At 54.8% G+C, this 24,468-nt stretch carries 19 protein-coding genes and 20 tRNA genes; 28 read left to right on the forward strand and 11 right to left on the reverse strand.

What is annotated here, in order from left to right:
• Window positions 1-193 precede the first annotated feature (193 nt).
• The 16 genes from AC5DDB_RS22435 (at window position 194) to AC5DDB_RS22510 (ending at window position 1,951) form a co-directional block, all read left to right on the forward strand.
• Window positions 194-265, forward strand: a tRNA-Lys gene (locus AC5DDB_RS22435).
• Between the two features lie 13 nt (window positions 266-278).
• Window positions 279-351: transfer RNA gene (locus AC5DDB_RS22440), tRNA-Lys, on the forward strand.
• 10 nt (window positions 352-361) lie between these two features.
• A tRNA-Thr gene (locus AC5DDB_RS22445) sits at window positions 362-432 on the forward strand.
• A gap of 23 nt (window positions 433-455) precedes the next feature.
• Window positions 456-526: transfer RNA gene (locus tag AC5DDB_RS22450), tRNA-Gly, on the forward strand.
• Between the two features lie 41 nt (window positions 527-567).
• Window positions 568-641 (forward strand) — tRNA-Pro (locus AC5DDB_RS22455).
• An 85-nt stretch (window positions 642-726) separates the two neighbouring features.
• A tRNA-Asn gene (locus tag AC5DDB_RS22460) sits at window positions 727-798 on the forward strand.
• A gap of 10 nt (window positions 799-808) precedes the next feature.
• A tRNA-Ser gene (locus AC5DDB_RS22465) sits at window positions 809-896 on the forward strand.
• An 11-nt stretch (window positions 897-907) separates the two neighbouring features.
• Window positions 908-979 (forward strand) — tRNA-Gly (locus AC5DDB_RS22470).
• Between the two features lie 69 nt (window positions 980-1,048).
• Window positions 1,049-1,123, forward strand: a tRNA-Gln gene (locus AC5DDB_RS22475).
• A gap of 10 nt (window positions 1,124-1,133) precedes the next feature.
• Window positions 1,134-1,218 (forward strand) — tRNA-Ser (locus tag AC5DDB_RS22480).
• A gap of 8 nt (window positions 1,219-1,226) precedes the next feature.
• Window positions 1,227-1,297: transfer RNA gene (locus AC5DDB_RS22485), tRNA-Trp, on the forward strand.
• Between the two features lie 8 nt (window positions 1,298-1,305).
• Window positions 1,306-1,378, forward strand: a tRNA-Val gene (locus AC5DDB_RS22490).
• A 15-nt stretch (window positions 1,379-1,393) separates the two neighbouring features.
• Window positions 1,394-1,467, forward strand: a tRNA-Leu gene (locus tag AC5DDB_RS22495).
• Window positions 1,468-1,519: 52 nt separating this feature from the next.
• Window positions 1,520-1,592: transfer RNA gene (locus AC5DDB_RS22500), tRNA-Asp, on the forward strand.
• A 193-nt stretch (window positions 1,593-1,785) separates the two neighbouring features.
• A tRNA-Tyr gene (locus AC5DDB_RS22505) sits at window positions 1,786-1,868 on the forward strand.
• Between the two features lie 11 nt (window positions 1,869-1,879).
• Window positions 1,880-1,951, forward strand: a tRNA-Glu gene (locus tag AC5DDB_RS22510).
• Window positions 1,952-2,049: 98 nt separating this feature from the next.
• Here the strand turns inward: AC5DDB_RS22510 and AC5DDB_RS22515 are convergent.
• The gene (locus AC5DDB_RS22515; RefSeq protein ID WP_491742008.1) at window positions 2,050-2,205 is read right to left on the reverse strand and encodes a hypothetical protein; all 156 of its coding nucleotides are present in this window, start codon (window positions 2,203-2,205) and stop codon (window positions 2,050-2,052) included.
• A 209-nt stretch (window positions 2,206-2,414) separates the two neighbouring features.
• Between AC5DDB_RS22515 and AC5DDB_RS22520 the strand changes: the two genes are divergently transcribed.
• From AC5DDB_RS22520 to AC5DDB_RS22535, 4 genes are all read left to right on the forward strand, one after another.
• Window positions 2,415-2,485: transfer RNA gene (locus tag AC5DDB_RS22520), tRNA-Ala, on the forward strand.
• Between the two features lie 12 nt (window positions 2,486-2,497).
• Window positions 2,498-2,583, forward strand: a tRNA-Ser gene (locus tag AC5DDB_RS22525).
• 12 nt (window positions 2,584-2,595) lie between these two features.
• Window positions 2,596-2,667, forward strand: a tRNA-Arg gene (locus AC5DDB_RS22530).
• 121 nt (window positions 2,668-2,788) lie between these two features.
• A tRNA-His gene (locus AC5DDB_RS22535) sits at window positions 2,789-2,861 on the forward strand.
• Between the two features lie 40 nt (window positions 2,862-2,901).
• Here the strand turns inward: AC5DDB_RS22535 and AC5DDB_RS22540 are convergent.
• The 3 genes from AC5DDB_RS22540 to AC5DDB_RS22550 form a co-directional block, all read right to left on the reverse strand.
• Window positions 2,902-3,249: a four helix bundle protein gene (locus tag AC5DDB_RS22540; protein WP_491742009.1), complete on the reverse strand. Its 348-nt coding sequence runs from the start codon at window positions 3,247-3,249 to the stop codon at window positions 2,902-2,904.
• A 180-nt stretch (window positions 3,250-3,429) separates the two neighbouring features.
• Window positions 3,430-3,996, reverse strand: a complete 567-nt coding sequence (locus tag AC5DDB_RS22545; RefSeq protein ID WP_491742010.1) for a cyclic nucleotide-binding domain-containing protein — start codon at window positions 3,994-3,996, stop codon at window positions 3,430-3,432.
• A gap of 40 nt (window positions 3,997-4,036) precedes the next feature.
• Complete coding sequence (locus AC5DDB_RS22550) at window positions 4,037-5,269, reverse strand: Glu/Leu/Phe/Val family dehydrogenase (protein ID WP_491742011.1); 1,233 nt, start codon at window positions 5,267-5,269, stop codon at window positions 4,037-4,039.
• 192 nt (window positions 5,270-5,461) lie between these two features.
• Between AC5DDB_RS22550 and AC5DDB_RS22555 the strand changes: the two genes are divergently transcribed.
• The 4 genes from AC5DDB_RS22555 (at window position 5,462) to AC5DDB_RS22570 (ending at window position 11,099) form a co-directional block, all read left to right on the forward strand.
• Entirely contained in the window at window positions 5,462-6,535 is a 1,074-nt protein-coding gene (locus tag AC5DDB_RS22555) for a substrate-binding domain-containing protein (RefSeq protein WP_491742012.1), read from the forward strand.
• A 331-nt stretch (window positions 6,536-6,866) separates the two neighbouring features.
• Window positions 6,867-8,108, forward strand: coding sequence for an ABC transporter permease (locus AC5DDB_RS22560; RefSeq protein WP_491742013.1), 1,242 nt, complete (start codon window positions 6,867-6,869; stop codon window positions 8,106-8,108).
• Between the two features lie 56 nt (window positions 8,109-8,164).
• Complete coding sequence (locus AC5DDB_RS22565; RefSeq protein WP_491742014.1) at window positions 8,165-9,685, forward strand: sugar ABC transporter ATP-binding protein; 1,521 nt, start codon at window positions 8,165-8,167, stop codon at window positions 9,683-9,685.
• A gap of 283 nt (window positions 9,686-9,968) precedes the next feature.
• Complete coding sequence (locus tag AC5DDB_RS22570) at window positions 9,969-11,099, forward strand: tetratricopeptide repeat protein (protein ID WP_491742015.1); 1,131 nt, start codon at window positions 9,969-9,971, stop codon at window positions 11,097-11,099.
• Between the two features lie 55 nt (window positions 11,100-11,154).
• Here the strand turns inward: AC5DDB_RS22570 and AC5DDB_RS22575 are convergent, their stop codons facing one another.
• Window positions 11,155-11,754, reverse strand: coding sequence for a hypothetical protein (locus AC5DDB_RS22575; RefSeq protein WP_491742016.1), 600 nt, complete (start codon window positions 11,752-11,754; stop codon window positions 11,155-11,157).
• 163 nt (window positions 11,755-11,917) lie between these two features.
• A complete protein-coding gene (gene eno, locus AC5DDB_RS22580; protein WP_491742017.1) occupies window positions 11,918-13,186 on the reverse strand; it encodes a phosphopyruvate hydratase in 1,269 nt (422 codons plus the stop codon).
• 269 nt (window positions 13,187-13,455) lie between these two features.
• Between eno and queG the strand changes: the two genes are divergently transcribed.
• The 3 genes from queG (at window position 13,456) to AC5DDB_RS22595 (ending at window position 16,481) form a co-directional block, all read left to right on the forward strand.
• On the forward strand, window positions 13,456-14,583 hold the full coding sequence (gene queG / locus AC5DDB_RS22585; protein ID WP_491742018.1) for a tRNA epoxyqueuosine(34) reductase QueG: 1,128 nt from the start codon (window positions 13,456-13,458) through the stop codon (window positions 14,581-14,583).
• Between the two features lie 42 nt (window positions 14,584-14,625).
• Window positions 14,626-15,432, forward strand: coding sequence for a 4-hydroxy-tetrahydrodipicolinate reductase (gene dapB, locus AC5DDB_RS22590; RefSeq protein WP_491742019.1), 807 nt, complete (start codon window positions 14,626-14,628; stop codon window positions 15,430-15,432).
• Window positions 15,433-15,581: 149 nt separating this feature from the next.
• Window positions 15,582-16,481, forward strand: coding sequence for a hypothetical protein (locus AC5DDB_RS22595; RefSeq protein WP_491742020.1), 900 nt, complete (start codon window positions 15,582-15,584; stop codon window positions 16,479-16,481).
• Here AC5DDB_RS22595 and AC5DDB_RS22600 read toward each other — a convergent pair.
• On the reverse strand, window positions 16,450-17,436 hold the full coding sequence (locus AC5DDB_RS22600) for an ATP-binding protein (protein ID WP_491742021.1): 987 nt from the start codon (window positions 17,434-17,436) through the stop codon (window positions 16,450-16,452). The genes AC5DDB_RS22595 and AC5DDB_RS22600 overlap by 32 nt on opposite strands.
• Window positions 17,437-17,788: 352 nt before the next feature.
• On the opposite strand from AC5DDB_RS22600, the gene AC5DDB_RS22605 reads away from it, so the two are divergent.
• Window positions 17,789-18,712, forward strand: coding sequence for a LysM peptidoglycan-binding domain-containing protein (locus tag AC5DDB_RS22605; RefSeq protein WP_491742022.1), 924 nt, complete (start codon window positions 17,789-17,791; stop codon window positions 18,710-18,712).
• Between the two features lie 13 nt (window positions 18,713-18,725).
• Here AC5DDB_RS22605 and AC5DDB_RS22610 read toward each other — a convergent pair whose 3' ends face one another.
• The 4 genes from AC5DDB_RS22610 to AC5DDB_RS22625 form a co-directional block, all read right to left on the reverse strand.
• Entirely contained in the window at window positions 18,726-20,102 is a 1,377-nt protein-coding gene (locus AC5DDB_RS22610; RefSeq protein ID WP_491742023.1) for a DUF1501 domain-containing protein, read from the reverse strand.
• A 218-nt stretch (window positions 20,103-20,320) separates the two neighbouring features.
• The gene (locus AC5DDB_RS22615) at window positions 20,321-22,243 is read right to left on the reverse strand and encodes a vWA domain-containing protein (RefSeq protein WP_491742024.1); all 1,923 of its coding nucleotides are present in this window, start codon (window positions 22,241-22,243) and stop codon (window positions 20,321-20,323) included.
• Between the two features lie 318 nt (window positions 22,244-22,561).
• Window positions 22,562-23,434: a CDP-alcohol phosphatidyltransferase family protein gene (locus AC5DDB_RS22620; RefSeq protein ID WP_491742025.1), complete on the reverse strand. Its 873-nt coding sequence runs from the start codon at window positions 23,432-23,434 to the stop codon at window positions 22,562-22,564.
• A gap of 24 nt (window positions 23,435-23,458) precedes the next feature.
• Window positions 23,459-24,427, reverse strand: a complete 969-nt coding sequence (locus AC5DDB_RS22625; protein ID WP_491742026.1) for a phosphatidylserine decarboxylase family protein — start codon at window positions 24,425-24,427, stop codon at window positions 23,459-23,461.
• Window positions 24,428-24,468 lie beyond the last annotated feature (41 nt).

A 24,468-nucleotide genomic window follows, 5' to 3' on the forward strand; every position in this document is an offset into this window, starting at 1 on the left:
GCGGAAATTGTTGTCGTTAGGGGTTCGGCGTGAAGTCGCAAGAGTATAACACGACCCGCCGGGCACACGACAACTGCCAGCCCGATTGAAATTTCCCCATGACGTCCCGATCACATGCCAGAACGTCAATCCGAATTTCTGACCATTTTCGAGTGAACCTTTCCCATGCTGCGATCGTCTATAGAAATGAATCGGGACTATGGTGTAACGGAAGCATCCCTGGCTTTTAATCAGGCGGGTGTAGGTTCAAATCCTTCTGGTCCCATCCCATCCCCATTCGGATCGAAGTGTTAGAGGCAGCATAACCGGCTCTTAACCGGCTTGGTGACGGTTCAAGTCCGTCCGATCCGACTTAGTTTTGGCACTAGTCGTCTAGTGGGAAGATGCCGCCTTCGTAATGCGGAGACGTGGGTTCAACTCCCGCCTGGTGCTTTCTTCTGCAAAAATTCAACAATGCGTCCATGATGTAACGGTAGCTTGTCGCTTTGCCAAGGCGGATGTGTGGGTTCGATTCCCGCTGGACGCTTGAGAACGTCAGAAAGCCAACACGAGATCGAGAAATTCAAACAGGGTGTGGGGAAGGTTGGTATCCCGCGTGCCTTGGGAGCACGAGATCGCTGGTTCGAATCCAGCCATCCTGACTAAAACTAGTACGTATCAACAGCACTTCTTGCAGTAACTATTGAACAATAGTGATGAGAAACTACTAACGACTAGTTTTGACATTCCAGTATGGCCTAACGGTAAGGCGGCGGTCTGTTAAACCGACGAGTGGAGGTTCGATTCCTTCTACTGGAGCTACAACAACGGAAGGGCAAGCCAATGGGTGATGGCAACTGTTTCGAAAGCAGTCGAGCGGAACATTCGCCTTGAGGGTTCGACTCCCTCCCTTTCCGCTATAACTCTAGTGCTCTTGGCCGAGCGGCAGAGGTTCCGGTCTTCCAAACCGGTGAGGCAGGTTCGACTCCTGCAGAGCACTTAATAGCCCTAGAGGTTGTTCTTGTTTTCACACGAACACACAACATTCGAGTCATGGACGCAATTGGAATGCGGGGTAGTTTCTGCTGGTAGAAATCCGTCGCTTTGAACGACGAGTCTGCAGGTTCGATTCCTGCCCCCGCAGCTAAACTTTCGGAAGCCATCCGGCTGGATGAGGGGCCTGTCTTGAAAACAGGTGGCTATGCAAATGGCTTGTGAGTTCGAGTCTCACGACTTCCGCCTAACATACGTTTCTAGTGTAACGGCAGCATGACTGGCTCCAACCCAGTTGGTCAGGGTTCGAATCCTTGGAAACGTGCCTTTCAAAGTCCTGTGGCCGAGCGGCTAAGGCAGCTCTCTTACAAAGAGCGGATCGGGGGTTCGAGTCCCTCCAGGACTACTATTCTATTGATATGGCTCGGTAGGCAATTGGAAGACCACCTTGGCTTAGAACCAGGGATGCTGTGGGTTCGAGTCCCACCTGAGCTACTTGAAAAGTTTAAAGTGCGAAGTAGGACGAGAGAAAGAGGGTTTACTGTCCGTCCTCGTGGAGTAGCGGAGTACTCGCCTGCCTGTCACGCAGGAGATCGTGGGTTCAAATCCCATCGAGGACGCTAGATACAAGTGGCGCGGTACGCCAATTTGGCAGAGCGACGGATTTCAAAAGTCCGCGGATGGGGGTTCGAGTCCCTCCCGTGCTACCTGTTAGGGTTTAGGAGTTAGGAAGTAGAACGTAGGAACCAGGTTGGTCCTTCCCTAAATCCTAATCCCTAAATCCTAATCCCTAAACCCTAATCCCTAACCCAAGCGTCGGCATCGAGCATTGGTGAGCTCAAGTGGCTGTAACCCACCCGCATTATGCTGTGGCGGTTCGACTCCGTCCCGACGCACTTGTTAATACGGCCCGTTCGTCTAACGGTCAGGATGCTAGGTTCTCAGCCTAGTGATATGGGTTCGAATCCCTTACGGGTCGCTCTTAGTGTTAGTCGAGTTGCAGATAGGGAGACACGCGACGGTACACGCCCTCGTACCTACAATGGTGTTGTGAGTTCGATTCTCACCTTGGCCATTTTATGGGTCTCGAAAGTAGTTCCACCGGCGAATGCACAGCCTGATGATGCCAAACACAATCAAGCCAATTAGTGGAATCGCGGCCAGAAAGTAGACCAATGCCAACAAGATTACAAGTACACCAGTCGCTTCACCAAGCCCAGCTTGTGCAAACATTTGTTGTCCTCCTAATGAAGGACCGAGAAAAAGCGTCGTAGTTAACTGACGAAAGTTTCGCGGGTGAGCGAGTGTTCGTTTGGGTCTCATAAGCCTGAATCGCCAGGTGCGACTCCCGGACCCGCTATTTTCAGGAGATTGGAAGAAGGTAGCAGGAGTCAATTTTCCTGATTGACTCCTGTCGCGTGACTCCTAGTCCCTGAATCCCCGGGCTCATGGTCAAAAGGTATGACTCTGCTCTTGCATGGCAGCAGTCCAGGTTCGAATCCTGGTGAGTCCATTGACTGTTTTGGGAAGGTAGCCGGATACGGTTGGCCGGGCCGCACTGCTAACGCGGTTCTCTGAAAAGAGATGAGGGTTCGAATCCCTTGCCTTCCGCTAGCGAGACTAGGCTTGATGGTGAAAGGGAGATCATCCCGAGCTTCTAACTCGGTGTTCTAGGTTCGAGTCCTAGTCGAGCCATATGCAAAGAACGGAACGGCAATCCGATGGGCGACAGAGTCCGGTTGGAAGCCGGTTGAGCATCGATCATGATGCCTTGCGGGTTCGACTCCCGCTCCTTCCGCTGACTGTGCACATTGTGGTAGCCGTGGTGTACGTGGTAGGCATGTCTGCCTGTGAAGCAGAAGGTATGGGTTCAACTCCCTTCGGCTACCCCTTCGAGAAGTTGGACGTTTGAAGTGTGAAGTTAGAAAATTAGTTTCGTGTCTTTTTGCAAATTGTGGTGAGGATAGCTATAAGCTCGTTGAGTTCTTGGGTGAGTGATTCGAGCCGTGAGGCGGGGAGCAGATCTGTTGAAGCGAGCAATCGCAACCAGTAATGCGTTTCACGAGCTTCTTTAAGTGCGATCGAATATTTATGCACAAAGTCTTTCCGGCTTTCGCTGGCTTGACCTTCCTCGACATGTGCACCGATGGCTGTTCCGGATCGCAACAGTTGTTTCATGAGGATACTTGAAACGGTGTTGTCATTCTCTAAGAACTGGCACAATCGGACAATTCGTTCAGCGATGGCGAAAGTTCGCTCCGGCAAATCGCTTTTCATCGGAGTAATTCCGCACGTTTGATCGAAACCGTTTAGCTGATAGCTTTCTAGTTTCACCCTTCTCGCTTCAAACTTCAATCTGCTCTGCGAGTGTGATGGACGCACGGTGGTTTTCGAAGCCACTAGACGGGGTTCGATTCCCTGGCGGAGTAATTACTAGTATACATGTTCGAGGGCCGTCTAGAACTGCCACTCTGAGTAGAGCCGCGAGCGAAAATCTTTCCACTCGTCTTTCTGCACGGGCTTTTCTTCGGTCCCTTCGACACGATGACAAATCCAGTCGTCCATACGGGCCAGACGTTCGGACAGAATGCGGTTTAAGTTCACGGCAATGCGATATGCCGCTGACGAACCAGTTTCGATCAGCTCTTCAAATTCCTCGCGCGGTAGGGAATAGAGTTTGACCGGGGTGAGGGATTTCACCGAAGCTGAATGAGGCCCGGGACGGAAGAACGACATTTCGCCGAAAACCGCACCGGCCTCTAAAACCGCAAGTTGTTGATGGCCGTCTTCGTCAATTGCTTTGACAACTTCGCATTGGCCGTGAGTCAAAATCCACAGCCGTTGCACAGATTTTCCCTCGCGGAGGATTACCTTATCCTTAGGAAATTCTTGTGCATGTAACAGGGTGACCACTTGTTTCAGTTCAGCGTTGCTCATCTCCTGAAACAACACGCATGATTGGCGAAGTTGGTCGGAGATGTCCGCGAGGCGAATGAGTTTTGTGGTTTCTTCTGTCGAAGACATGGCTATTGGTTTTCTATCACGAGAGTCGTGGATTCAATGTCTACAGACCGCCGAGAACTGTCGCACGCCCCACCCGACCGATCCCAAGGAGATAGGCCGCTGTGCGGAGTGACACGTGTTTGGCTTCAGCGATTTCCCAAACTTTTTCGAACGCACTCAGCATGATTTTATCGAGTTCTTTCCGCACGCGGGAGAGTTCCCATTTGAAGTGCTGACAGTTTTGCACCCATTCAAAATAACTCACGGTCACGCCGCCGGCGTTCGCGAGCACATCTGGGAGTACAATAATTTCGCGACGTGCTAGAATTTCGTCGGCTTCGGGAGTCGTCGGATTATTGGCGGCTTCGATGATAATTTTTGCACGCACGTCATCGACATTGTGGGACGTGAGAACATTCCCCAAAGCGGCGGGGATCAGCACATCCACCTCTGCGGCGAGCAACTCTTCATTCGTAATTGGTTCCGCATCGGCGAAGCCTTCAACCTTGCCGGTTTGCGAGATGTGTTCCGATAGGGCATCGATATCGAGGCCGTTAGACGCGGTGACGCCGCCGAAAGCGTCGGTGACGGCTACGATCTTCAAGCCTCGTTCTGCTAGAAACCTCGCCGCAAACGAGCCGACGTTTCCAAAACCTTGCAACGCAACCGTTGTCCCAGCGGGTTCGCGTTGGAGTTTTTCGAGAGTGGCGATCGTGAGTTGAGCTACGCCGCGACCGGTGGCTTCTTCGCGTCCCTCCGCACCGTGAAGTTCAACAGGTTTGCCCGTGACGCACGCCGGGTTGAACCCGTGGAACTTTTGGTACTGGTTCATGATCCACGCCATGACTTGGGCGTTAGTGCCCATGTCGGGAGCGGGAATATCCTTGTGCGGGCCAATCATGTCGTGAATCTCATCGACGAATTTCCGCGTCACGCGTTCAAGTTCCCCATGACTTAGCTCCCGCACATTGACCGCGATTCCACCTTTCGCACCGCCGTAAGGAATGTTCACGATGGCGGTCTTCCAAGTCATCAATGTGGCCAAGGCGAGTACTTCGTCGGCGTCGACTTCGTGATGAAACCGCAAGCCCCCTTTCATCGGTCCGCGAGCACTATCGTGTTGCATACGGAATCCGATGAACGTGGCGATCTCGCCATTGTCTCGCTCGACGGCTACCTGCACTTTGATTTCACGTTCCGGCGTGAGCAGCAATTTCTGCATGTTCGCGGACAAGCCCATTCGGTCGACCGCATCGGCAAAGTAACGGGAAACGCTTTGATAAGAGGAACTCATTGCTTGATCTTTCCCTGGAGGAGAACTTCGCTCGCTGCTTGTATTCTTGTGGCTGGCGCTGTTTCCGACAACACCGCTCCTGCAAACACGTGACGGCAATCAGCATCGTTGACTTGAGATCACGACGGCAGTATCGTGAAAATTCAATTCTGAATCTATCGCGTTTTCTCATTGCGCTTGCGAGGTTTCCCGATGTTAAGTCGCTGGTTGAGTTTAGCCTCCGTCATGGTGGCGGTCGTTTTCGTCGGTTGTGCCGGGGAAGCTCCGGAAGCGAAGAAACAACGCATTGTCATCCTCACCAACGGCGATCATCCGTTCTGGAATGCCTGCGAAGCCGGTGCCAAGGAAGCCGAGAAGGAATTGGGACTCGCGGACGACAATCTCGAACTCTCGTTCGAACGGGCCGACTTCACAGTGAAGGGGCAAGTCGACAAGTTGCGTCAGTACAGTCTGGCGACGGACATTGTGGCACTTGGCATTTCCGTTTACGACAACACGAACCCAGCCATCGCCGAGGAACTTAAGAAACTCAAAGAGTCCGGCATCAAAATTGTGACGATCGACGGAGAAATCGACCGCGACAAGTACCGCGATGTGCGATTTGCGTACCTCGGCACCGATAATATCGTCGCTGGTGAGGAACTCGGAAAAGCGACGGCAGCAGTTCGTCCGGAAGGCGGGAAGTATGCGGTTTTCGTCGGAAACAAAGGGAACGCAAATGCGAAGGCCCGGATTGAAGGTTTCCGTAACGGCGTGAGCGAGGCGTTCGATGAAGTGACCGTGCTGAACGACGGGGGCAAACCTGCCGTCGCAGCCAAGATGGTGCAGGATGCATTGGACCGCGATGGCGACATCACCACACTTGTCGGCATCTGGGCTTATAACGGTCCCGCTGCGGTGCAGATTGCCGAGCAACGTGATCTGTTGGACGAACTGACCATCGTCACCTTCGACGCCGCCGAAGCCAGTGTGAAAGCCATGGAAGAGGGCAAGCTGGAAGTGATGGTCGTACAGAACCCGTTCAACATGGGCTATCAAGGCGTGAAATTGCTCAAGGCGCTCGTTGAAGACGATCAGAAAGTCATCGACGAGATGTACCCCAACTACGACGAAGAAGACGGCGACATCTACGACACCGGTTTGAAACTCGTGGTGCCGAGCAAGGATTCGCCCGTCAAAAAGGACATGCTCCGCCCCGATACCGAATTCCTCACACTCCCGGAATTCAAAGCGTGGTTGAAGAAGTATAACCTCAAAGACTCCTAGTCGTTGGGGGCGTCACGTACGATTGTTCATTTGCGAGATTGCAAGGAACACAAACTATTACCAGGAAAGAAGTTGTGTGCCACTGTTAGTGCGAGTGACCAGTCGTTCGGGAGTCGCGAAAAACACTTCTGGACAAGCCAGCAGTGGCACTCGTTAACGCTGACGAATGCGAAATCTTACACGACACACCCGACAAACTTCTCAACATCAGTCCGGTGGGGTAGACATTCTTGTCTGCCCCATACAGACCTGACACAAAGACGTTTGGCAGACCGGAATGTCTGCCTCACTGACTGCCATTTCGACGAACTTGTCACTTCCGAAGCTCATCATGTCTTCCCACGAACACCAAACCGGATTTCTGCAGTCGCTCTGGAACCGAGGACGGAATGAATTCGGCTTGATGTTGGCCATCCTCGTGGTGATTGCCTTTACCACATTTGCCTCATCGTCGTACCGCGACAAACCCGCCCAAAACGCCCACGAAATCCTCCGGCAGACCTCGCTGCTGGGGATTTTCGCATTGGGTGCGGCGACGGTCATTATCTCTGGGGGGATCGACCTGTCCAGCGGATCGGTCATCGCCTTCAGTGCGACAATTTGCACATCGATCATCTACCTGCTCGTGCCACAAGTTAATGGACAACCGCAGACGGGTGAGATTTCGCTCTGGATTCTACTGGTCGCATTTGCGGGAACATTGCTGGTTGCGTTGTTGATCGGGAGCTTCCATGCCTGGTTGATTACGTCAATCGGGTTGCCGCCGTTCGTGGCGACGTTGGCGTCGCTCGTGGGACTTCGAAGCCTGGCACGGTTGTTGATTGTCGATGTCACGCGGGTCGCTGAAAATCGAGACACCGGCAGCACGCAGATTTACATCCCCGACAGCACGTTCCGGCATCTTGGTTCGGAGTGGTGGATTCCGCTGGTCGTCTTCGCGGTGTTGGCGTTCGCGTTGTGGATTCTGTTGAGTCGTACCGTCATCGGTCGACATCTCTACGCGATGGGCGGAAACGAAGCGGCCGCCGAACTCTGTGGGATTCGCACCGTCAAATTGAAATGGTTGGCGTATTGCGTCGGCAGTGTGACGGCGGCGATCGCGGGTATTCTGCACGCCAGTTACATCGGCATGGCGGAACCCGTCAACGATGCCGTCGGCTATGAACTCAACGCAATTGCTGCCGCGGTGGTCGGGGGGTGTAGTCTGACCGGCGGCATCGGCACAGTTGGCGGCGTGATTTTGGGAGCGTTGTTTCTCCGTGTCGTGATTGATGCTGTTGCCAAGGTCTTCGCGCAGAATCCGGACATTCTGGAAGGCTTGATCGTTGGGATTTTGGTGGTCCTTGCGGTGGCGTTCAATGAACTTCGCAACCACGGTCAGCGGAGTCGACAATTCTTCGCCGGCTCGCTCGGGTTTCTCAATATCTACATCCTGACGCTACTCGCCGGCGTGATTACCTCCGTCACTTCTCCCGATAACAAACTCGACAATGCGTCCATCGCAGCGGCTGGGACTCTCATCATCCTCAAAGCCAGAGCTTTCATGGAACGTCGAACGACAAAGGAACTGTAGAGGGAACGCTCGCGTGCCACGGCTTGATGAGCCGTGGCTCCCATCGAAACAATACCATGTCCGAATCTAAACCGATCATCGAATTTCAGCACGTTTCAAAGCACTTCGGCGGAGTGACCGCGCTTGATGATGTTTCGTTTTCCATCGCGACGGGTGAGTTCCACGCGATTATGGGCGAGAACGGCGCTGGCAAAAGCACCCTGATGAAAATCCTCTCGGGTGTGTACCCCGAATACAATGGGCAGTTTCTCGTTCGAGGTAAACCGGCGAACTTCAGCGGAACCCGTGATGCGGAAGCGGTCGGCATCGGCATTATTCACCAAGAGTTGAACCTCGTCGAAGAACTGACGACAGCGGCGAACATCTACCTCGGTCGCGAAAGATGTAACGCATTGGGTTGGCTCGACAACCGCACGATGGAAGCGGAGGCCGCCAAATTGTTCGCGCAACTCGGGTGTGAGATCGACCCCCGTCAACGCGTGGGGGAGTTGCGGGTCGGCGACCAACAACTGATCGAAATTGCGAAAGCTTTGTCGCTCGATGCCGACATCCTCATCATGGATGAACCGACGAGTGCACTGACCGAAACCGAAACCGATCGGTTGTTTACTGTCATCGAACGCCTACAAGAACGCGGCGTGACGATTCTTTACATCTCCCACAAGATGGACGAAGTCTTCCGCGCCGCCGATCGCATTACCGTGCTGCGAGACGGAAAACTCGTGGGCACCTTTGATCGGGAACAAACCAACCCCCGGGATATCGCTCATCAAATGGTCGGGCGGGAGATCGAGGAAGTCGAACGCGGCGGCGAACACCAAGCCGGCGATGTCGTGCTCGAAGTCGAACATCTCCATCTGCCTTGGCCTGGTCATGCGAAACCGTGGCGGTTGGACGACATCAGTTTTACCCTCCGGCGTGGCGAAGTTCTGGGAATCGCCGGTTTAATGGGAGCCGGGCGAACAGAACTTTTGGAATGCCTGTTCGGTACCAGCCCAGTCCGTCCCGACGGCCGAATTCTCGTCGATGGTAAAGAGGTCAACTTCCATCATCCCGCCGATGCCATGCGACACGGGTTGGCGTTAGTGACCGAAGATCGCAAACGCCTGGGTCTGTTCAGCCATTTGACTGTTCGCGATAACATCACGATTTGCACGCTGTCTGATGCAGCGCGTGGCGGGTTGGTCTCGAGTCGTGAGGAACGCAAACTCGCGGGTGAGTCAGCCCAAATGCTGAGTGTGAAATCGGACGGTGTCGACGCACCGATCATGAGCCTGAGCGGGGGCAATCAACAGAAGTGTATTATCGCACGCTGGTTACGAACGCAGCCGAAGGTTTTGCTGTTGGATGACCCGACCCGTGGAGTCGACGTCGGTGCCAAGGCCGAACTTTATCGCGTGATCGATCGCCTGTGTCGGGAGGGTTTGGGCATTATCGTCACTTCCAGTGAATTGCCGGAATTGTTGACGCTGTGCGATCGGATTCTCGTTCTCTGCGAAGGCCGGTTGACGGGTGAGTTCCCGAGAGAAAACGTGACCGAGCAAGCCATCATGGAAGCGGCGACCGCACGAAGTTAGAACAGATTCGCCGGGCGAACTTGAGCAAAAATTGCGTTTCGCATTCATTTTGAACCGGAAAGTCGGAAATCCGGTCCAAAATGCACTTGCGGCGCTAAGTGATTCTGGATATTCTCCCGCCCTCTTTCACTCACAGCCGGATTTTCCTCAAGTTTGAACCCCTGACAACCGACACCGTCCTCTCTCAATCGCGGTGGCAAGTTGGGAACGAAACGCGGGAAATTCGCAATCGTCTCCTTAGTTCAAATTGCTCCACGCCGCCATGAAATGGAAGTCTCTCGCCATGCGCGCCTCCAGGAGTTTGCCGACTCGGTTCGTCTTCTTTGTTTTCGCATGCTGCATGATCGTGCCGCTGTTGTCCGGATGCCGGACCGTAAGCAGCCAAGTCGCGAACAGCATCGGCCGCGAACATTACCGGGCTGGCAACTATCAAGCCGCAAGTTTGGATTTCCAACGTGCGCTCGCGGATGATCCGGACAACCCGACCTTCATGCACAACTTGGCCTCGACGATGCAACGCCAAGGTGACTACGCCACCGCCGAGCAAACCTATCGTCAGGCGTTGTCGATTGATCCATCGCATCAGCCGAGCTATCACAGTTTGGCACAGTTGATGACGGAAACCGGACGGACGGCAGAAGCTTCGCAGTTGTTGTACGCCTGGAGAGATACCCAACCGTATTCCGCTGCTCCGCACATCGAAACGGCGTGGTTGCAGCGTCAACAGGGTGATGTTGCCGGTGCCTCTGCATCGTTGCAAACCGCGTTGCAAGTATCGCCGAACAATGCGGTGGCCCTGGCGCAGCTCGGACAAATCCAACAAGACATGGGCAGAACCGAACAGGCAGTTGCTCTTTATCAGCGATCGCTGCAATCGGATTGGAATCAACCGCAGGTGATGTCCCGCATGGCCACCTTGCGACCGCAGGTGCTCGCGGCTCGGCAACAGCAAATGATGCAAGGTCCGCCACAGATGGTGACGAATTACCCCGCCGGTTCGCAGTTCGCTGTCAACAATTCTTACACGACGGGATACCAAACCGCTTACGCGATGCCATACGGTCCGCAGGTTGGCCCACGTTCTTGGGGCAATACGATCGTTGGGCAAGCTCTGCCACCCGGGATGATGCCCGGTAGTCCGTCACCATACTACGCTACCAATCCTGCGACGCAGACATACTCGGTCGCCGAACGCCCCATCATGCAGCCGACGTTGGCCAACCCACAACCGACACCGGCGCAACCAACACCGGCTCAGCCGACACCAGCCGTGCCGACGCCGGCCAATCACCCCGTGCCGAACCCGACACCGGATCAACCAGCACCGGAGCCAGATCCCAACATGCAATCCCGCATGCTCATGATGCCGTTAGATCAAACCACCGCTTCGTTGCCGACAGTCCAAGCGTTCTAGATCGTTTACGGTCTTCGGTTTCCACGAACACCACACGACAATTGTTGTAGAACAGTCAGGGTTCGCCGCGTGTGCGATATCGCGCGGTTGCTCGGTCGGCAATGTGACATACATCTTGCACGAACTTCTTGAAACCTTCCACGGAAGATTCCTGCAAGAACGTGAAGGACACAACGGTCACAATTGCCGCTGAAAGCAGGCAGGCATGTCGTAAACCGTCGTGTGTCGACAACATTTCGAGCGTGTCCGCATACCAAGGCAACTTGGCATCGGCCTTGGGGAACACGGGCTGAGACGTGCGGGAATCGAGTGTCAAACTTGGATGGACCGCAATCCGCTCTTCCCCCGGACGACTGGCATCGAAATCGACGCGGGCTTGCTCGGCGGCGAAATTCGGATCATGTTCAAACGCTCGAACGACACGTTTCAAGTATTTGACTTGCCATTCCAGCGTGACCAGTTTGACCTGGTTATTGTACTTCTCGACTTTCAGTCGCCGCCATTGCAAGAGTTTCGGCGACAAAGCCACAGCGCCATAGAGGGTCATCGCGAGAACGATCGACAACCAAAACAAAATCGACACCCCCCAAGACCGAGGCGACGAAACCGCTTCGGTAGATTCTTCGTTCGGGGAGGTGTCGAGTGTTTCGGTCATCGATTCTCGCACCCTACTTTGAAATCACGTTTTGAACGTTGGAAATGATCTTGCCGATACCCCTCTCCCGAGCTAACGCTCGACCTCTCCCAGCTGGGAGAGGTGAAGAAAGTTCGAGAGACTTGGAACAACTGACAACGGACCACCCCCAACGGACAAACGCTTAGATGGTGCCGCCGTAGGTTGCGGTGTCGCCGAGTTGCTCTTCGATTCGCAGAAGTTGGTTGTACTTGGCGATCCGGTCGGTTCGGCTGCCGGAACCCGTTTTGATTTGGCCGGTGGCCAATGCGACCGCGAGGTCGGCGATTGTCGTATCTTCGGTTTCGCCGCTACGGTGACTCATCACAGCGGTGTAACCGTTGCGGTAACCGAGGCGGACCGCTTCGATGGTTTCGGTCAGCGTGCCGATTTGGTTCACCTTCACCAAAATGCTGTTCGCCACGCCTTTGTCGATACCGTCTTGCAGTCGTTTGGAATTCGTCACGAACAAGTCGTCACCGACGAGTTGGCATTTGGAACCGACACGGTCGGTGAGGATTTTCCAACCATCCCAATCGTTTTCGTCGAGGCCGTCTTCGATGGAGCAAATCGGGTATTTCTCGACCCAACTTGCGAGCAAGTCGACCATTCCGGCGGAATCGACTTCTTGGCCTTCCATTTTGTAGGTGCCGCTTTTCTTGTCGTAGAACTCACTCGACGCACAGTCGAGAGCCAACTTGACCTGCTCACCGGGTTTGTAACCGGCTTTTTCGATGGCGGTCATGATGACGTCGATGGCTTCCTGGCTGTTTTTGAGGTCAGGAGCGAAACCACCTTCGTCACCGACGGCAGTGCTCATGCCCTTTTCGCCGAGGACCTTTTTCAAGCTGTGGAAGATTTCCACGCCGCACCGCAAGCCATCGCTGAACTTGTCGAAACCGAGCGGCATAATCATGAATTCTTGGCAGTCGATGCCATTGTTCGCGTGGGCTCCCCCGTTGATGATGTTCATCATCGGAGCCGGCAAACACGTCGCGCCCACACCGCCGAGGTAACGGTACAACGGCAGAAACGCAGCTTCAGCAGACGCTTTGGCGACGGCGAGTGAACACGCCAGAATCGCATTGGCACCCAAGCGTTTTTTGTTTTCGGTGCCGTCCAAGTCGATCATTTTCTGATCGATGGCGGCTTGTTGACTGGCGTCCATTTCGATCAAGGCATCGGCCAGTTGATCGTTGACGTTCTGAACGGCCTTCTGAACACCTTTGCCCACGTAACGGTCTTTGTCACCATCTCGCAGTTCGACGGCTTCATGCTCACCAGTGCTGGCACCACTCGGGACGGCAGCGCGGCCGACAATGCCTTCTTCCAATTCCACTTCGACTTCGACGGTGGGGTTTCCGCGGCTGTCGAGAATCTCACGTGCGTGAACATTTGTAATAGCCAGACCCATGAATCGGTTCCTTCTCCAGTAGGTTGTTGATGCGATTGGTGCGAACGCGACCCACTTACGGACCGCGCCCTAGTTTTACTCTCTCGGCGTCGCGCCTTCCATGAAGGAACCGCAAGTTCTCCTGCTGATCTGGAAATTTCGATGTGTTTTCATGTTGATCGGCTGTGGAGATCGAGGGCATCAACATTCCCCTTCGCCTGACGATCCCTCCGTTTTTATCTAGAATGCGGATTCGGGACAAAATCGCGGAATCAGCAGCGGGACGCAGAATGTCGGTCACGTCGGACGACATCAAGACAGAAGCAAAACGGTTGGGGTTCGGTTTGGTGGGCATTGCGCCCGCTGTCACACCGACCGGCTTCCCGCGGCTGACGGATTGGATTTCCGCCGGTCACGCCGGTGAGATGCATTATATCGAACGTCGACACGATGCGTATTCGCACCCGGATCGCGTGCTCGATGGCGTCCGCTCCGTGGTGATGGTCGGCATGCACTACCGCACCGAGGAACCGGAATCCCTGGGACCGGATCACGCTCGAGTCTCACGTTACGCTTGGGGAACCGCGGATTATCACGATGTCATCAAGCACCGGTTGCGACAACTCACCGACTTTGTCCATGACGAGGCACCGAATTGCCGGACGCGGGTGGTGGTCGATACGGCTCCGCTTCTGGAAAGAGACTTCGCAAGATTGGCGGGTTTGGGGTGGTTCGGTAAAAACACGATGCTGATCAACAAGCACGTCGGCAGTTTTTTCTTCTTGGGAGCGTTGCTAACGGACCTTGATTTGGAAGCAGACGAACCGCACGAGTCGACCCATTGCGGAACTTGCACGCGGTGTCTCGATGCCTGCCCGACCGATGCATTTCCCGAACCCGGAGTGTTGGACGCCCGCCGATGCATTTCCTATCTGACGATCGAGCTTCGCACGCCCATCCCGCGAGACTTACGGTCCGAGATGCAAAACTGGGTGTTCGGATGTGATGTCTGTCAGGATGTCTGTCCGTGGAACCGCAAAGCTCCACAGAGTGACGAACCAGCGTTTCAACCAAATCCGCTGATCACTCCGGCGAATGCAGCCGAGTGGTTGACGCTCGATGAAGAAGCGTTCCGCAACCGATTTCGCAAGACACCACTCGCCCGACCCAAACGTGCGGGCTTGCTACGAAACGCCGCGATTGTGCTGGGGAACTCGCGGGATCGATGCTTCGTTCCCGTGTTGATTTCCGCGCTCGAGGACGTTGAACCGCTGATCCGAGGAGCGGCAGCGTGGTCATTAGGCGAAATCGGCGGGGAAGCCGCGACCCAGGCATTGCGGGCGCGAACGCTCGTCGAGAATAATGCGGACACACAGGCCGAACTGAGCGACGCGTTGAAACGCTGTTCATCCGACTAAACCAATCACACAATTATCCACTCAAGCAATAGGGATCAGAAAATGCCAGACGCACCGACTCAAGTGGCCATCAATGGAGCAGGTGGACGAATGGGGCAACGCCTGGTCGCACTCACGCATTCCGACCCGGAACTCGCACTCCACACCGCGTTGGAATCAGCGAGTTCGCCCCATATCGGACGCGACGCAGGCGATTTAGCGGGAATCGGAACAATCGGCCATGCGATTACGAGCGAGTTAAATGATCCGCCCGACGTGGTTATTGATTTCTCGACCCCAGACGGCTTGGTCCACATCGCGGAAATTTGCGGCGACCGCCAGATTCCCTTAGTCGCCGCCACGACAGGACTATCGGAAAGCCAACGCGAGAACGTCTTGGCAGCGTCACAGACGACACCGATTGTAATGGCCCCCAGCATGAGCTTAGCGGTTAACTTGGCGATGCAACTCACGAAGCAAGCCGCCCGCGTGTTGAAGAATCATCCCGAAGGTGTGGATGTCGAGGTGATCGAACGCCATCACCGTTTCAAAGAAGATGCCCCCAGTGGAACCGCGTTGAAATTCGGGGAAATCATCGCTCAGGAGATGGGGCAAACCGAGCACAAACACGGACGCGAAGGACGGACCGGACAACGTCCGCGTCATGAAATCGGTTATCACGCCCTCAGAACCGGTGACAACGTTGGCGAGCACACAATCGTCTTTGGTTTGATTGGCGAAACACTCGACATCACCGTTCGTGGACAGTCCCGAGACAGCTACGCATTCGGTGCGCTGGCGGCGGCGAAATTCCTTGTCTCTCAGAAGCCCGGTCTGTACTCGATGGCTGACGTCCTCGGTTTAGAATAGCTCCGAACCTTGAACTTCAGACACGGAAAAACCGGTCTTGACGGGCAGCGGGCATCTCTCTAGATTCCCGCCACTCTCTCTCACTACCTAGTTTTCATGTCAGTTTGTCCGGACGCGGCGTTCTTCGATGAATGCCACGGAGGCGGTTCGTGTTGCACATTCGCAGACCGGCGGCACCAGGCTCGACATCCACCCTTTGGAAATTTCCAGTGTGGATGGTGTGGGTCTTTGTATGTCTATTGCCGGGCTGTTCGCTGCTGAGTATCAGCCAGCTGTTTGTCGGTGGCGATGCGACAGATGCGAATCATCCCGAAACGGCACTTCTCAAGAAGATGCCGTTGCCACCGGAAGTGATTGTTCTCGAAGTGGTGCTCATCGAGCGTCCGAATCACGATCCGCTTTTGGGCAAAGCTCTCTGGGATGAACTCGACGAGATTGCGTCCGTCGACTACGAGACACGACTCAAATTGAAGCGGAACGGTTTGCGTGTGGGACGTTCCGGCGCGAACCCGCCCAAGGCGTTGCAGAAACTTCTCGGAGAGTCACCAGAAATTGGTACGTCCGATTCCGATGAGAATCGTCTTTCCGGCCAATGTGTGATGGTTCCTTCGGGGGGCGAATCGCAAGTGACGGCTAGCGAAGTCCGTATGCTGCGGAACGTGCTTGTCGTTGGCGAGAACGAAGATAAAACCGAAACGCTCGAAAACGCCCGGTGTGTCTTCCGCATTCGCCCGCACCGCTTGCAAGATGGGTGGGCGCGGATCGAGTTTCTACCCGAACTCCATCACGGTGAATTCACAAATCGCCGGACGGTCACCGACGAAGGCTGGCAATGGGATACATCACAGAAGATTGAGAAGCTGTACCGGCATCAGTTCGCCGTCGATCTCAATGTTGGCGAAATGGTCATTCTGACCGCGACGGACGGACCTGAGTTTGACCTTGGCGACAACTTCTTCCGAGGGGCCGGCGAGAGCAAACATCTTCAACGATTGCTCGTCGTCCGGTTAGCCGAACTCAATCGCATGGAACAAGTGTTCGAGCAGTAGCCCGTTCCTTGTGCGAGCCACAGTTTTGGACCGTTTCGATCGCCCCCATAACATGATCGAGTTCGTTGTTCTGGAAAAAATGTTTCTCTAAGGTGATCTCGTTACCGGTCTCGTTGTAACGCACCGCATCCATGAACGTGCGAATTAACAACAAACCACGTCCGCTGGCTTTCTCCAAGTTCTCGGGTTTCGTGGGATCGGGTAGGGCACCGGGATCGAACCCTGGTCCTTCGTCCCGAATGACGAACTTCGCTTTCGCTCGGGAAACTTCCGCGAGACAATACACCTGACGATCGTTCCAAGGAGCAGATTGAGAACGCTCATTGATCAGTGCCGTAAACGCTTCATCGTCCACACCACGTAATTCCGAAGTGATTTCCAAGTTGCCATGGATGACCGCGTTGACCAATGCTTCCTCGAGTGCAACACCAATGCGAATGCGGTCTTTATCTTTGCACACCCCGAGCGGATCAAGTTGGCTTTGCAACATGGCCACCACCGATGGCACGATTGTTCGATCGCTACCGATGACCAACTCCGTCCGGCGTGAGACAACGCATTGTTGCAACTCATGCTCGATCAAGTCGCGTTGAGACGCATTGAGGACCCGTTCGATACGTGTGGTGAGGTCCGTCATCAAGTTCCGCTTGGGAACATAATCCGCTGCGCCTTCGCGTAACGCGCTGACGGCCACCTCCTCGCTTCCCTGTGCCGTGACAATGATCACCGGCACGAGCGGGTAGGCTTCTTGCGCGAGACGCAAAAACTCAAGGCCATCCATCTCCGGCATTCGCAGGTCACACACCACGAGGTCAATCGGTTCGTTGACCATCATTTCCAGAGCCGCAGCGCCACGACTCACTCCGACACCTTCCCAATTGGGTTGGCGGGCGATGAGTTGTTGAATCAAGCGTTGTTGGACTCGGCAGTCCTCGACAATCAGAATACGGGGCATTTCCGATGATCTCCTGTCAGGAAATAATTCTTATCTTTTTGGTGTGCTGCTTTCATCTAGGTTTTGAGATCCTGCCAGTCCAATTGATTCCAGTGACATTGCGCACGACATCAATGATTCACCATCAAGAAAACCGTTTTGACCGGTTGAAGTGATTAGACACCGCCTCGGCAAAACGCCTCAAATCGCTCCGTATGATTCAAGCGTCACATCGGTCGAATTCATTCGAATTCTCAGTACCGGTAGGATCGAAAACTCGAACCAGCAGATTCAGTCGTTGTCGCAACGATTCGATGTTCCAGCTGAAGTCGGGCGGGTCGCCAAGTCGATGCCGATAGTGGAGCTTTCTCGCATGGATGCCAAACCGCGGGAAACGCAAAGAGGTTGTGGCATGCACCGCGACAAAAAAGTCGGGCTGGCCATGGGGATTTTATTGGTCGGCATTGTCGCTGCGTTCTTTTTCCGGAACGAGTCCGACCCCTTAGAAGACATTCCGCTGCTCGAAGATGCCTTGGCGTTGGATGAGCAAATCGCAACGGAATCGGGCGGGCCGTACCTGACGGGCCTGGAACCGGTCGATGAACGCTACCGCAACTCGGGCACGATTCCGTCGACGGAACCGTTACCGACCGGCAATGCCACCGATGCGTCGACAGTCCAGCTGGAATCTCCCGTTCCGATCGATACCTTCGCGCCGGTGGTTCGCATTGAACCGGTGACAAACTCCAAGCCGGCGAAAATCGCGGTGCCGGTCGGCAGTCCGTTCGAGACTGCTCGCGATGAGTCTCAGGACGTCTTCTCAGAAGACATTGGATGGGAGAGCGTTGCAGACATCGAACCGATTCTGCCCGACATCGCCGCGCCGATTACGAATGCATCGGAGTCACGAGACGTTCCCCCGAAGACAAACCGCATAACGGTTGTGTCGCCGCCATTGGAATCACCAATCAAGGCCGTCGTCGAGCAGGACACCAAACCGGTACTCACGAAACCGCCGGCCAGAGAACGTACTTATCGAATCCGACCGGGTGACACCCTTTCGGAAATTGCCTGGCGTGAGTTGGGCAGCAGTCGACGTTTCCACGAACTCTACGAGGCCAACCGGGATCGATTGAGCCATCCGGATAACTTACCGATCGGGATGGAACTACGGATCCCGACCGTCGAAACGAACGAGAAAGGATCGCAATCGGTTCCAACCGAGACCAAAACACCGAGCGTGCAACAGACAACGAGTCGGCGATTTCTGCCAAGTCATCAATCGCCGTTTCGCTGATTCGAACGTCTTTCTAGACGAGCTCGCGGATTGGTTCACGAATATCGACCAAGTACTGTGGTCGACCGGATGGGTCCATGACCGTTGTGGACATGGGATCGATACCCAAGCTGTGATACAGCGTGGTAATCACTTCTTGCACTTCGACCGGGCGATCGACGGCGTATTCCCCGAGACGGTTCGTGGAGCCGATGATTTGCCCGTGTCGCATCCCGCCACCAGCGAGGAGTGCGCAACTCACGCGGGGCCAGTGATCACGACCGGCGTTGCCATTGACTTTGGGTGTGCGTCCAAATTCGCCCCACACAACGACGGACACATCGTCCAGCATGCCGCGTTCGTGAAGGTCTTCGACTAACGCCGAGACACACTGATCGAGTTTGCCGCCGTGATCGCGGACCAAGTCGAAGTTCTTGCCGTGACTGTCCCACCGACCGTAGGACAGCGAAACGCACCGCACGCCCGCTTCGACGAGACGACGTGCGAGTAACACGTGTTCGTTGACGGTTGGTGCCCCGTCGTACTGGTATTGATAAGGTTTGCCGTCACCGTAACGGGCCCGGACTTCCTCGGGTTCTTTGGAAATATCGAGTGCCTCGGCCAACCGACTCGATGTCAGCACCCCGAAAGCCGCTTCGGAAAACGCGTCCATTCCTGTCATCATGCCGTTAGCGTCGACACTGCGTTTGAGCGTATCGAGTTCCCGCAACAAACGCTTACGGTCTCCCAGCCGATCGAGCGTGATGTTGTTGAGCGTCAGGTCGTCCTTACCTTCGCCATTGGGTTTGAACGGTTGATAAGCCGGACCGAGAAAACCGGGATCGCCACCGAATGACCACGGCACATGACGAGTTTTCTCAGCTAGGGCAACGGCAGCGGGAATGCCGGGATCGATGGACCCACGCAATCGAGAAAGCGCCGCACCGATGCACGGCCGACCGCCGAGCGATTCCAAATCGCGTCGTCGCCAACCGGTCATGCACTGAAAGGCATCGTGACTCCCGTCGCAGCCGACGATCGACCGAATCGCGGTGAACTTATCGAACATCGAAGCGATCTTCGGGAAGCACTCGCCGATTTGAATCCCGGGGACGTTCGTAGAAATCGGCATGAACTCCCCACGGATCTCCGCCGGGGCATCGGTCTTGATGTCCCACATATCCTGGTGCGGCGGACCACCGCCTAGGAAGATATTGATCACCGACTTCTGTCGTGGCTGAATCTCACCGACAGCTTGTTTCGTAGCCGATTCGGCTCGAAGAATTTGCGGAAGCGTGAGTCCGCCAGCTGCTCCCATCGCCAACCCGCCAATTTTCAGAAACCCGCGACGGGAAACACCGTCACAATACTGAGACCGCGAGGAATGTTTGGGGCCGAGAATCGTGAGCATGGCGGGAGATCCTTTTCGGTTCGGACAGCTCAGAAGGCGGGAACAAGACTGCGTGTGTGTCGATCAAGACACCTTGTATTGATCGACCAATCTCGACAACACAGGTCAACATTTCAACCCGTGTTGATCTGTCAGCTTAGCAGGTGAGATCGCCATTCGTCAACGAAAAATGGAACCTGGCACTCGGTTTCGAACTCGTGACGTGGCCAAAATTCCAGTTACAACTTTGGCGGGGGAGTGGGTTTAGGTCGGGGTTTGTTGTTGGGTTTTGGCGGAACGTGACGCCAAGTACTAAACGACACCCCAAACCGGCGGTTGAGTTCGTATTCCGCCCGGCGTGACCAAGGCGACTCTGGGTGATCTTTGATGACTTGCTTGAGTTTTTCGACAGCCATATCGTGTGCCATCGCCAAATCTTCTTCGGTCACACCAAGCAACTTCGATTGTCGCTCGTCGGGTTTGATCATCTTACCGCTGGGATTCTCGCGGAGATTCCAACGATTGTGCATCGGATTCTTGATCAAACGTTGTGGCAAATCGACTCGTACAAACTGATCCACCGCCAACCCGTATTCGAAGAGTCGCAGTTTATACCACCAAAGTTGGGCGACGATGAGATCGTAATTGGCCCGCCAACGAACCGATGGTTCCTTGTCCCGAAGCGGTCGGACCTTCTCAAGATATTGCTGAGCCTGATTCACGACTCCCAATATCGAAACCACTTGCTGAAGACGTTTCGCAACACGTGGTCCGTACTCGTTCGGATTCGCAGGGAACTGCTCGCGAGTGACGTCGGGATCAGGAATCTCTAGGAACTTGGAAGCATCGGGATTATAGGGGTTCAGCAATGCGATCACGTCCCAAATCGCTTTGCGGAATGGGCTCGAATCGCGATCGGCAGCATATTCCCGACGCGAATCGAGATTCGGCAAATACTCTCGCAGATTGAGCATGTTGAGTTTGCGGTCGTCGAGATCGTTGAGGTTTTCTTGCTCGCCCGGCAGCTGGAAAAAGATTCCGCCCGTGTCACGTGCGAGCCGAACTTGCTCGTACGGCCCGAAGCCACTCATTTGCGAATCGCGGCGACGACGATAACCGTCCCACTGAAGTTGTTCGGCGAATGGTGTTTCCGGTCCGCGTCGGATCGGCAAGTAGAACGTCCGCCCCGTTTCGGGTTGCTTCCATTTGACATGGGCGTACAACGAACCAAAGACCGCTTCGCGTCCAAGGACATAGATCGGCGACTTCGCTTTCTTGGCAGCGAATACCGCCTCCTCGACCAACTGCCCATCGTCGCCGGATTCATCACTGACAATCACCAGAACCAATTTGCGTTTTTGACGGGACGCGGTGGGATGATAGCGATTGATGACCTGCAGAATCGCCGCACAGAGATTTTCATCACCGGACTTGTCGATCGGAATGCGTTCAATCGCTTTGAGCAACTCGTCGGGTTTGCCGGTCGGCTGTTGTGTTTGCTCATGAACGGTGTTGCCGAAGCTGGTAATCGCCGTCAGGAGAATATCTTCCAGCTTTTTCTTCTCACCCAAGGCCCGCGAATCGGTTTCGACCAGCCCGAGTTCTTCGTACACGCGGTGTAACCGAGACTTCAGCTGCTCTTGGTCGTCCTTCATACTTTCGGATTCGTCGAACATCCAAACGACGAGCACCTTTTCACTCCGCATTATCCGCATGAGTTCTTGAACCAAGCGGTCCAATGCCGGGCCATAACCAGCGACGACTGCTCCGACTTCACCGCTGATTTCCCCCTCACCGATATCGATAGAAACTTCCCCATCACCTGGGCGGGTGATATCGGTCGAGGCGACTTCGATCTCTGGGTCTTCGAGCAACTCAGATGTTTCAATGTTCGTCGACGGTGCCACCGGACTGGAGGTCGCGCCGACCATTGTCGAAACCGAACCACCGGCGACGAAATTCACCGTCTCGGCGGCTTCGAGTTGTTCGTCGAGTTCCTGTTGGAATTCTTCCTGAATCCGCTCTTCATTCAGAACGGTCTCAAGGGCCGGAGGCACGGGATCGGCAGGAGTCTCGACGACGATCTTCCACAGAACGAACAACACCAAACCGTGTAGAACGGTTGAGATGGCAACCGGGAGAACCTGATTTCGCGCTTGCATGCTTCAGACTTCCGATGAGCGACGGACGAGAGTTCAGAAGTGAAATCGGAATGCAAAGAGAATATGAATATCCGATCAAGAGCTATTGATCGTATCGGAATCAATAGGCGATGTCCACTAGCGAATCGGTGGGGAGTCCGATTCGCCGATGGTGCCGTTTACAGCGGTTTCCAGTGCAATTCGGCCAAATCAGCCGATTCGATGGGCTAACAACGCGAGCGTTGCTGAACAGGATCGTCGCGATGAATGTCTAGCGGCGGTCGGAAAACACAAGCGTTTTCACGATCAACACGACATCAGCAGACGACACTCCACGGATTATAGCGACGGTGTTTCTTGGTTCGACTGGAACGCCGGTTTGTTGCGGTCTGGCATGATCTCACGCCAAGCAGACGTCAGAGGAGCGGAGAACGCGAAGTACAAGAAAAACACCGGAACCGCCAACTCGCGAACCAGAAAAATTGTGATCACTGTCAGCAGTAATTGAATGATGTGTCGACGACTTCGTTGACCACGGAACAGTTGGTTGAACACATGGCTGTAGCGAAACCGTGAGACCATTAAACACGCGACGGCCAAGACGATCATCGGAATCAAGAGTTTTATTGTCGGCAACAGGAACCGGGCGGCATCCTGGGCGACTGTGCCTTCACCCACGATGGCCAAGTCTCGGAGGTCGTACAAAGCGATCGGAAACGATGCGACCACACCCGCCGCCGCCGGAGACGGCAAACCGCTGAAAAACTCGTGGGAATCGTCTTCGTCTGTTTCGACGTTGAAGCGGGCGAGACGCAAAATCGCACACATCACGTACAAAACCGCGATCACCCATAGCAATCGCGGATGATAGTTGAGCCCGGCAATCGCATCGTCGCCGAAAGAGTGCACCATGATTTGCAACATCAAGTATGCCGGCGCGACGCCAAAACTAATCGCGTCGCACAGCGAATCCAACTGGGCTCCAAAGTCCGACGTTTGATTGAACAACCGAGCCGCTGAACCATCGAAGGCGTCGAACACCATCGCCAAATACACCAGCATCCCGGCAATCAAAAGTTCGTTGCCGCCGAGGTTACCGGTGGGTGTCGGGCCGAGTTTCGCCGCGAAGGTAATCGCACCGAAACCGCAGGCGGCATTGCACAACGTGAGCATCGTCGGCAACACGGCGAACATCTTTTGCTTTTTGCTCATGAGGACGCTACTGATTCAAGCTGTTCAGGATGGATCGCCTGCAAAGTCGTCTTTGTACTCTGCGAGGATGGAACTACCGGCTTTGACTTTTTCACCGATTTTCGTGCGAATGGACAAACTCGCATCGGCCGGAATCACGAGTTCTGTTCGCGAACCGAGCTTGATCATTCCGAACCGTTCTCCGCGGTCGAGTTCGTCTCCCGGTTTAAGCCAACATACAATTCGTCGGGCAATCGCACCGGTAATCTGTCGGACGATCATCCGCCGATAGGGTGCGGCTTTCTCTTCCAAGCGAACGGCGAGTTGTTCATTCTCCCGGGCCGATTCAGGACGCAACGCATTGAGGTACTTACCCTTACGATAGCGAAGCGCAATCACATTCGCGTCGACTGGCGACCGGTTGATGTGAACATTGAAGATGGAAAGAAAAATTCCGATCATCACTGCCGGACCACCGATGTAATCATCGTGGGGAATCTCGTCGATTGCGACGACCAAACCATCCGCGGGCGATACAACCAAACCGGGTTCTTGAGCGATTTTGCGTTCGGGATCGCGAAAAAACCATACGATCAGGCCGCCGATGACGGTTGAAGTTGCGACAAGAATCCATCCGATGACTTTCTCGAGCGTCGTCAACGGCATCGCCAACATGTACCACGCCAGCCCGCCCGCCAAGCCGAAGAAGATCAGCGAGAACACCAACAATTCGGCTAAACCCACACGTGCAAACGGGATACGATCACGCCACTTGAAGGGATCGTGTTCTGGACTCCAATAATACCCCGGTTGATTCTGGTGATATTTGAGATCGCGAGGGTCAAGCACCGGATGGGGGCAGGGGTTGGTATCGCCTTGCCGGAGCGATTCCATCCGTTTGACGTAACCTTTGCGGAATGTCCTCAGGTAGGCACGGCGAATGCTTCCCCAGGCCTGTTCGAGCTGAATCACCACACCCCCGCCCGGTTGGATCGTCCGCAATTGCGGGTCCATCGGCTCAATCTCCGCGCGTTCCTCGGGCGTTTGGGTGGGTG

The sequence above is a fragment of the Thalassoroseus sp. genome (assembly GCF_984380535.1).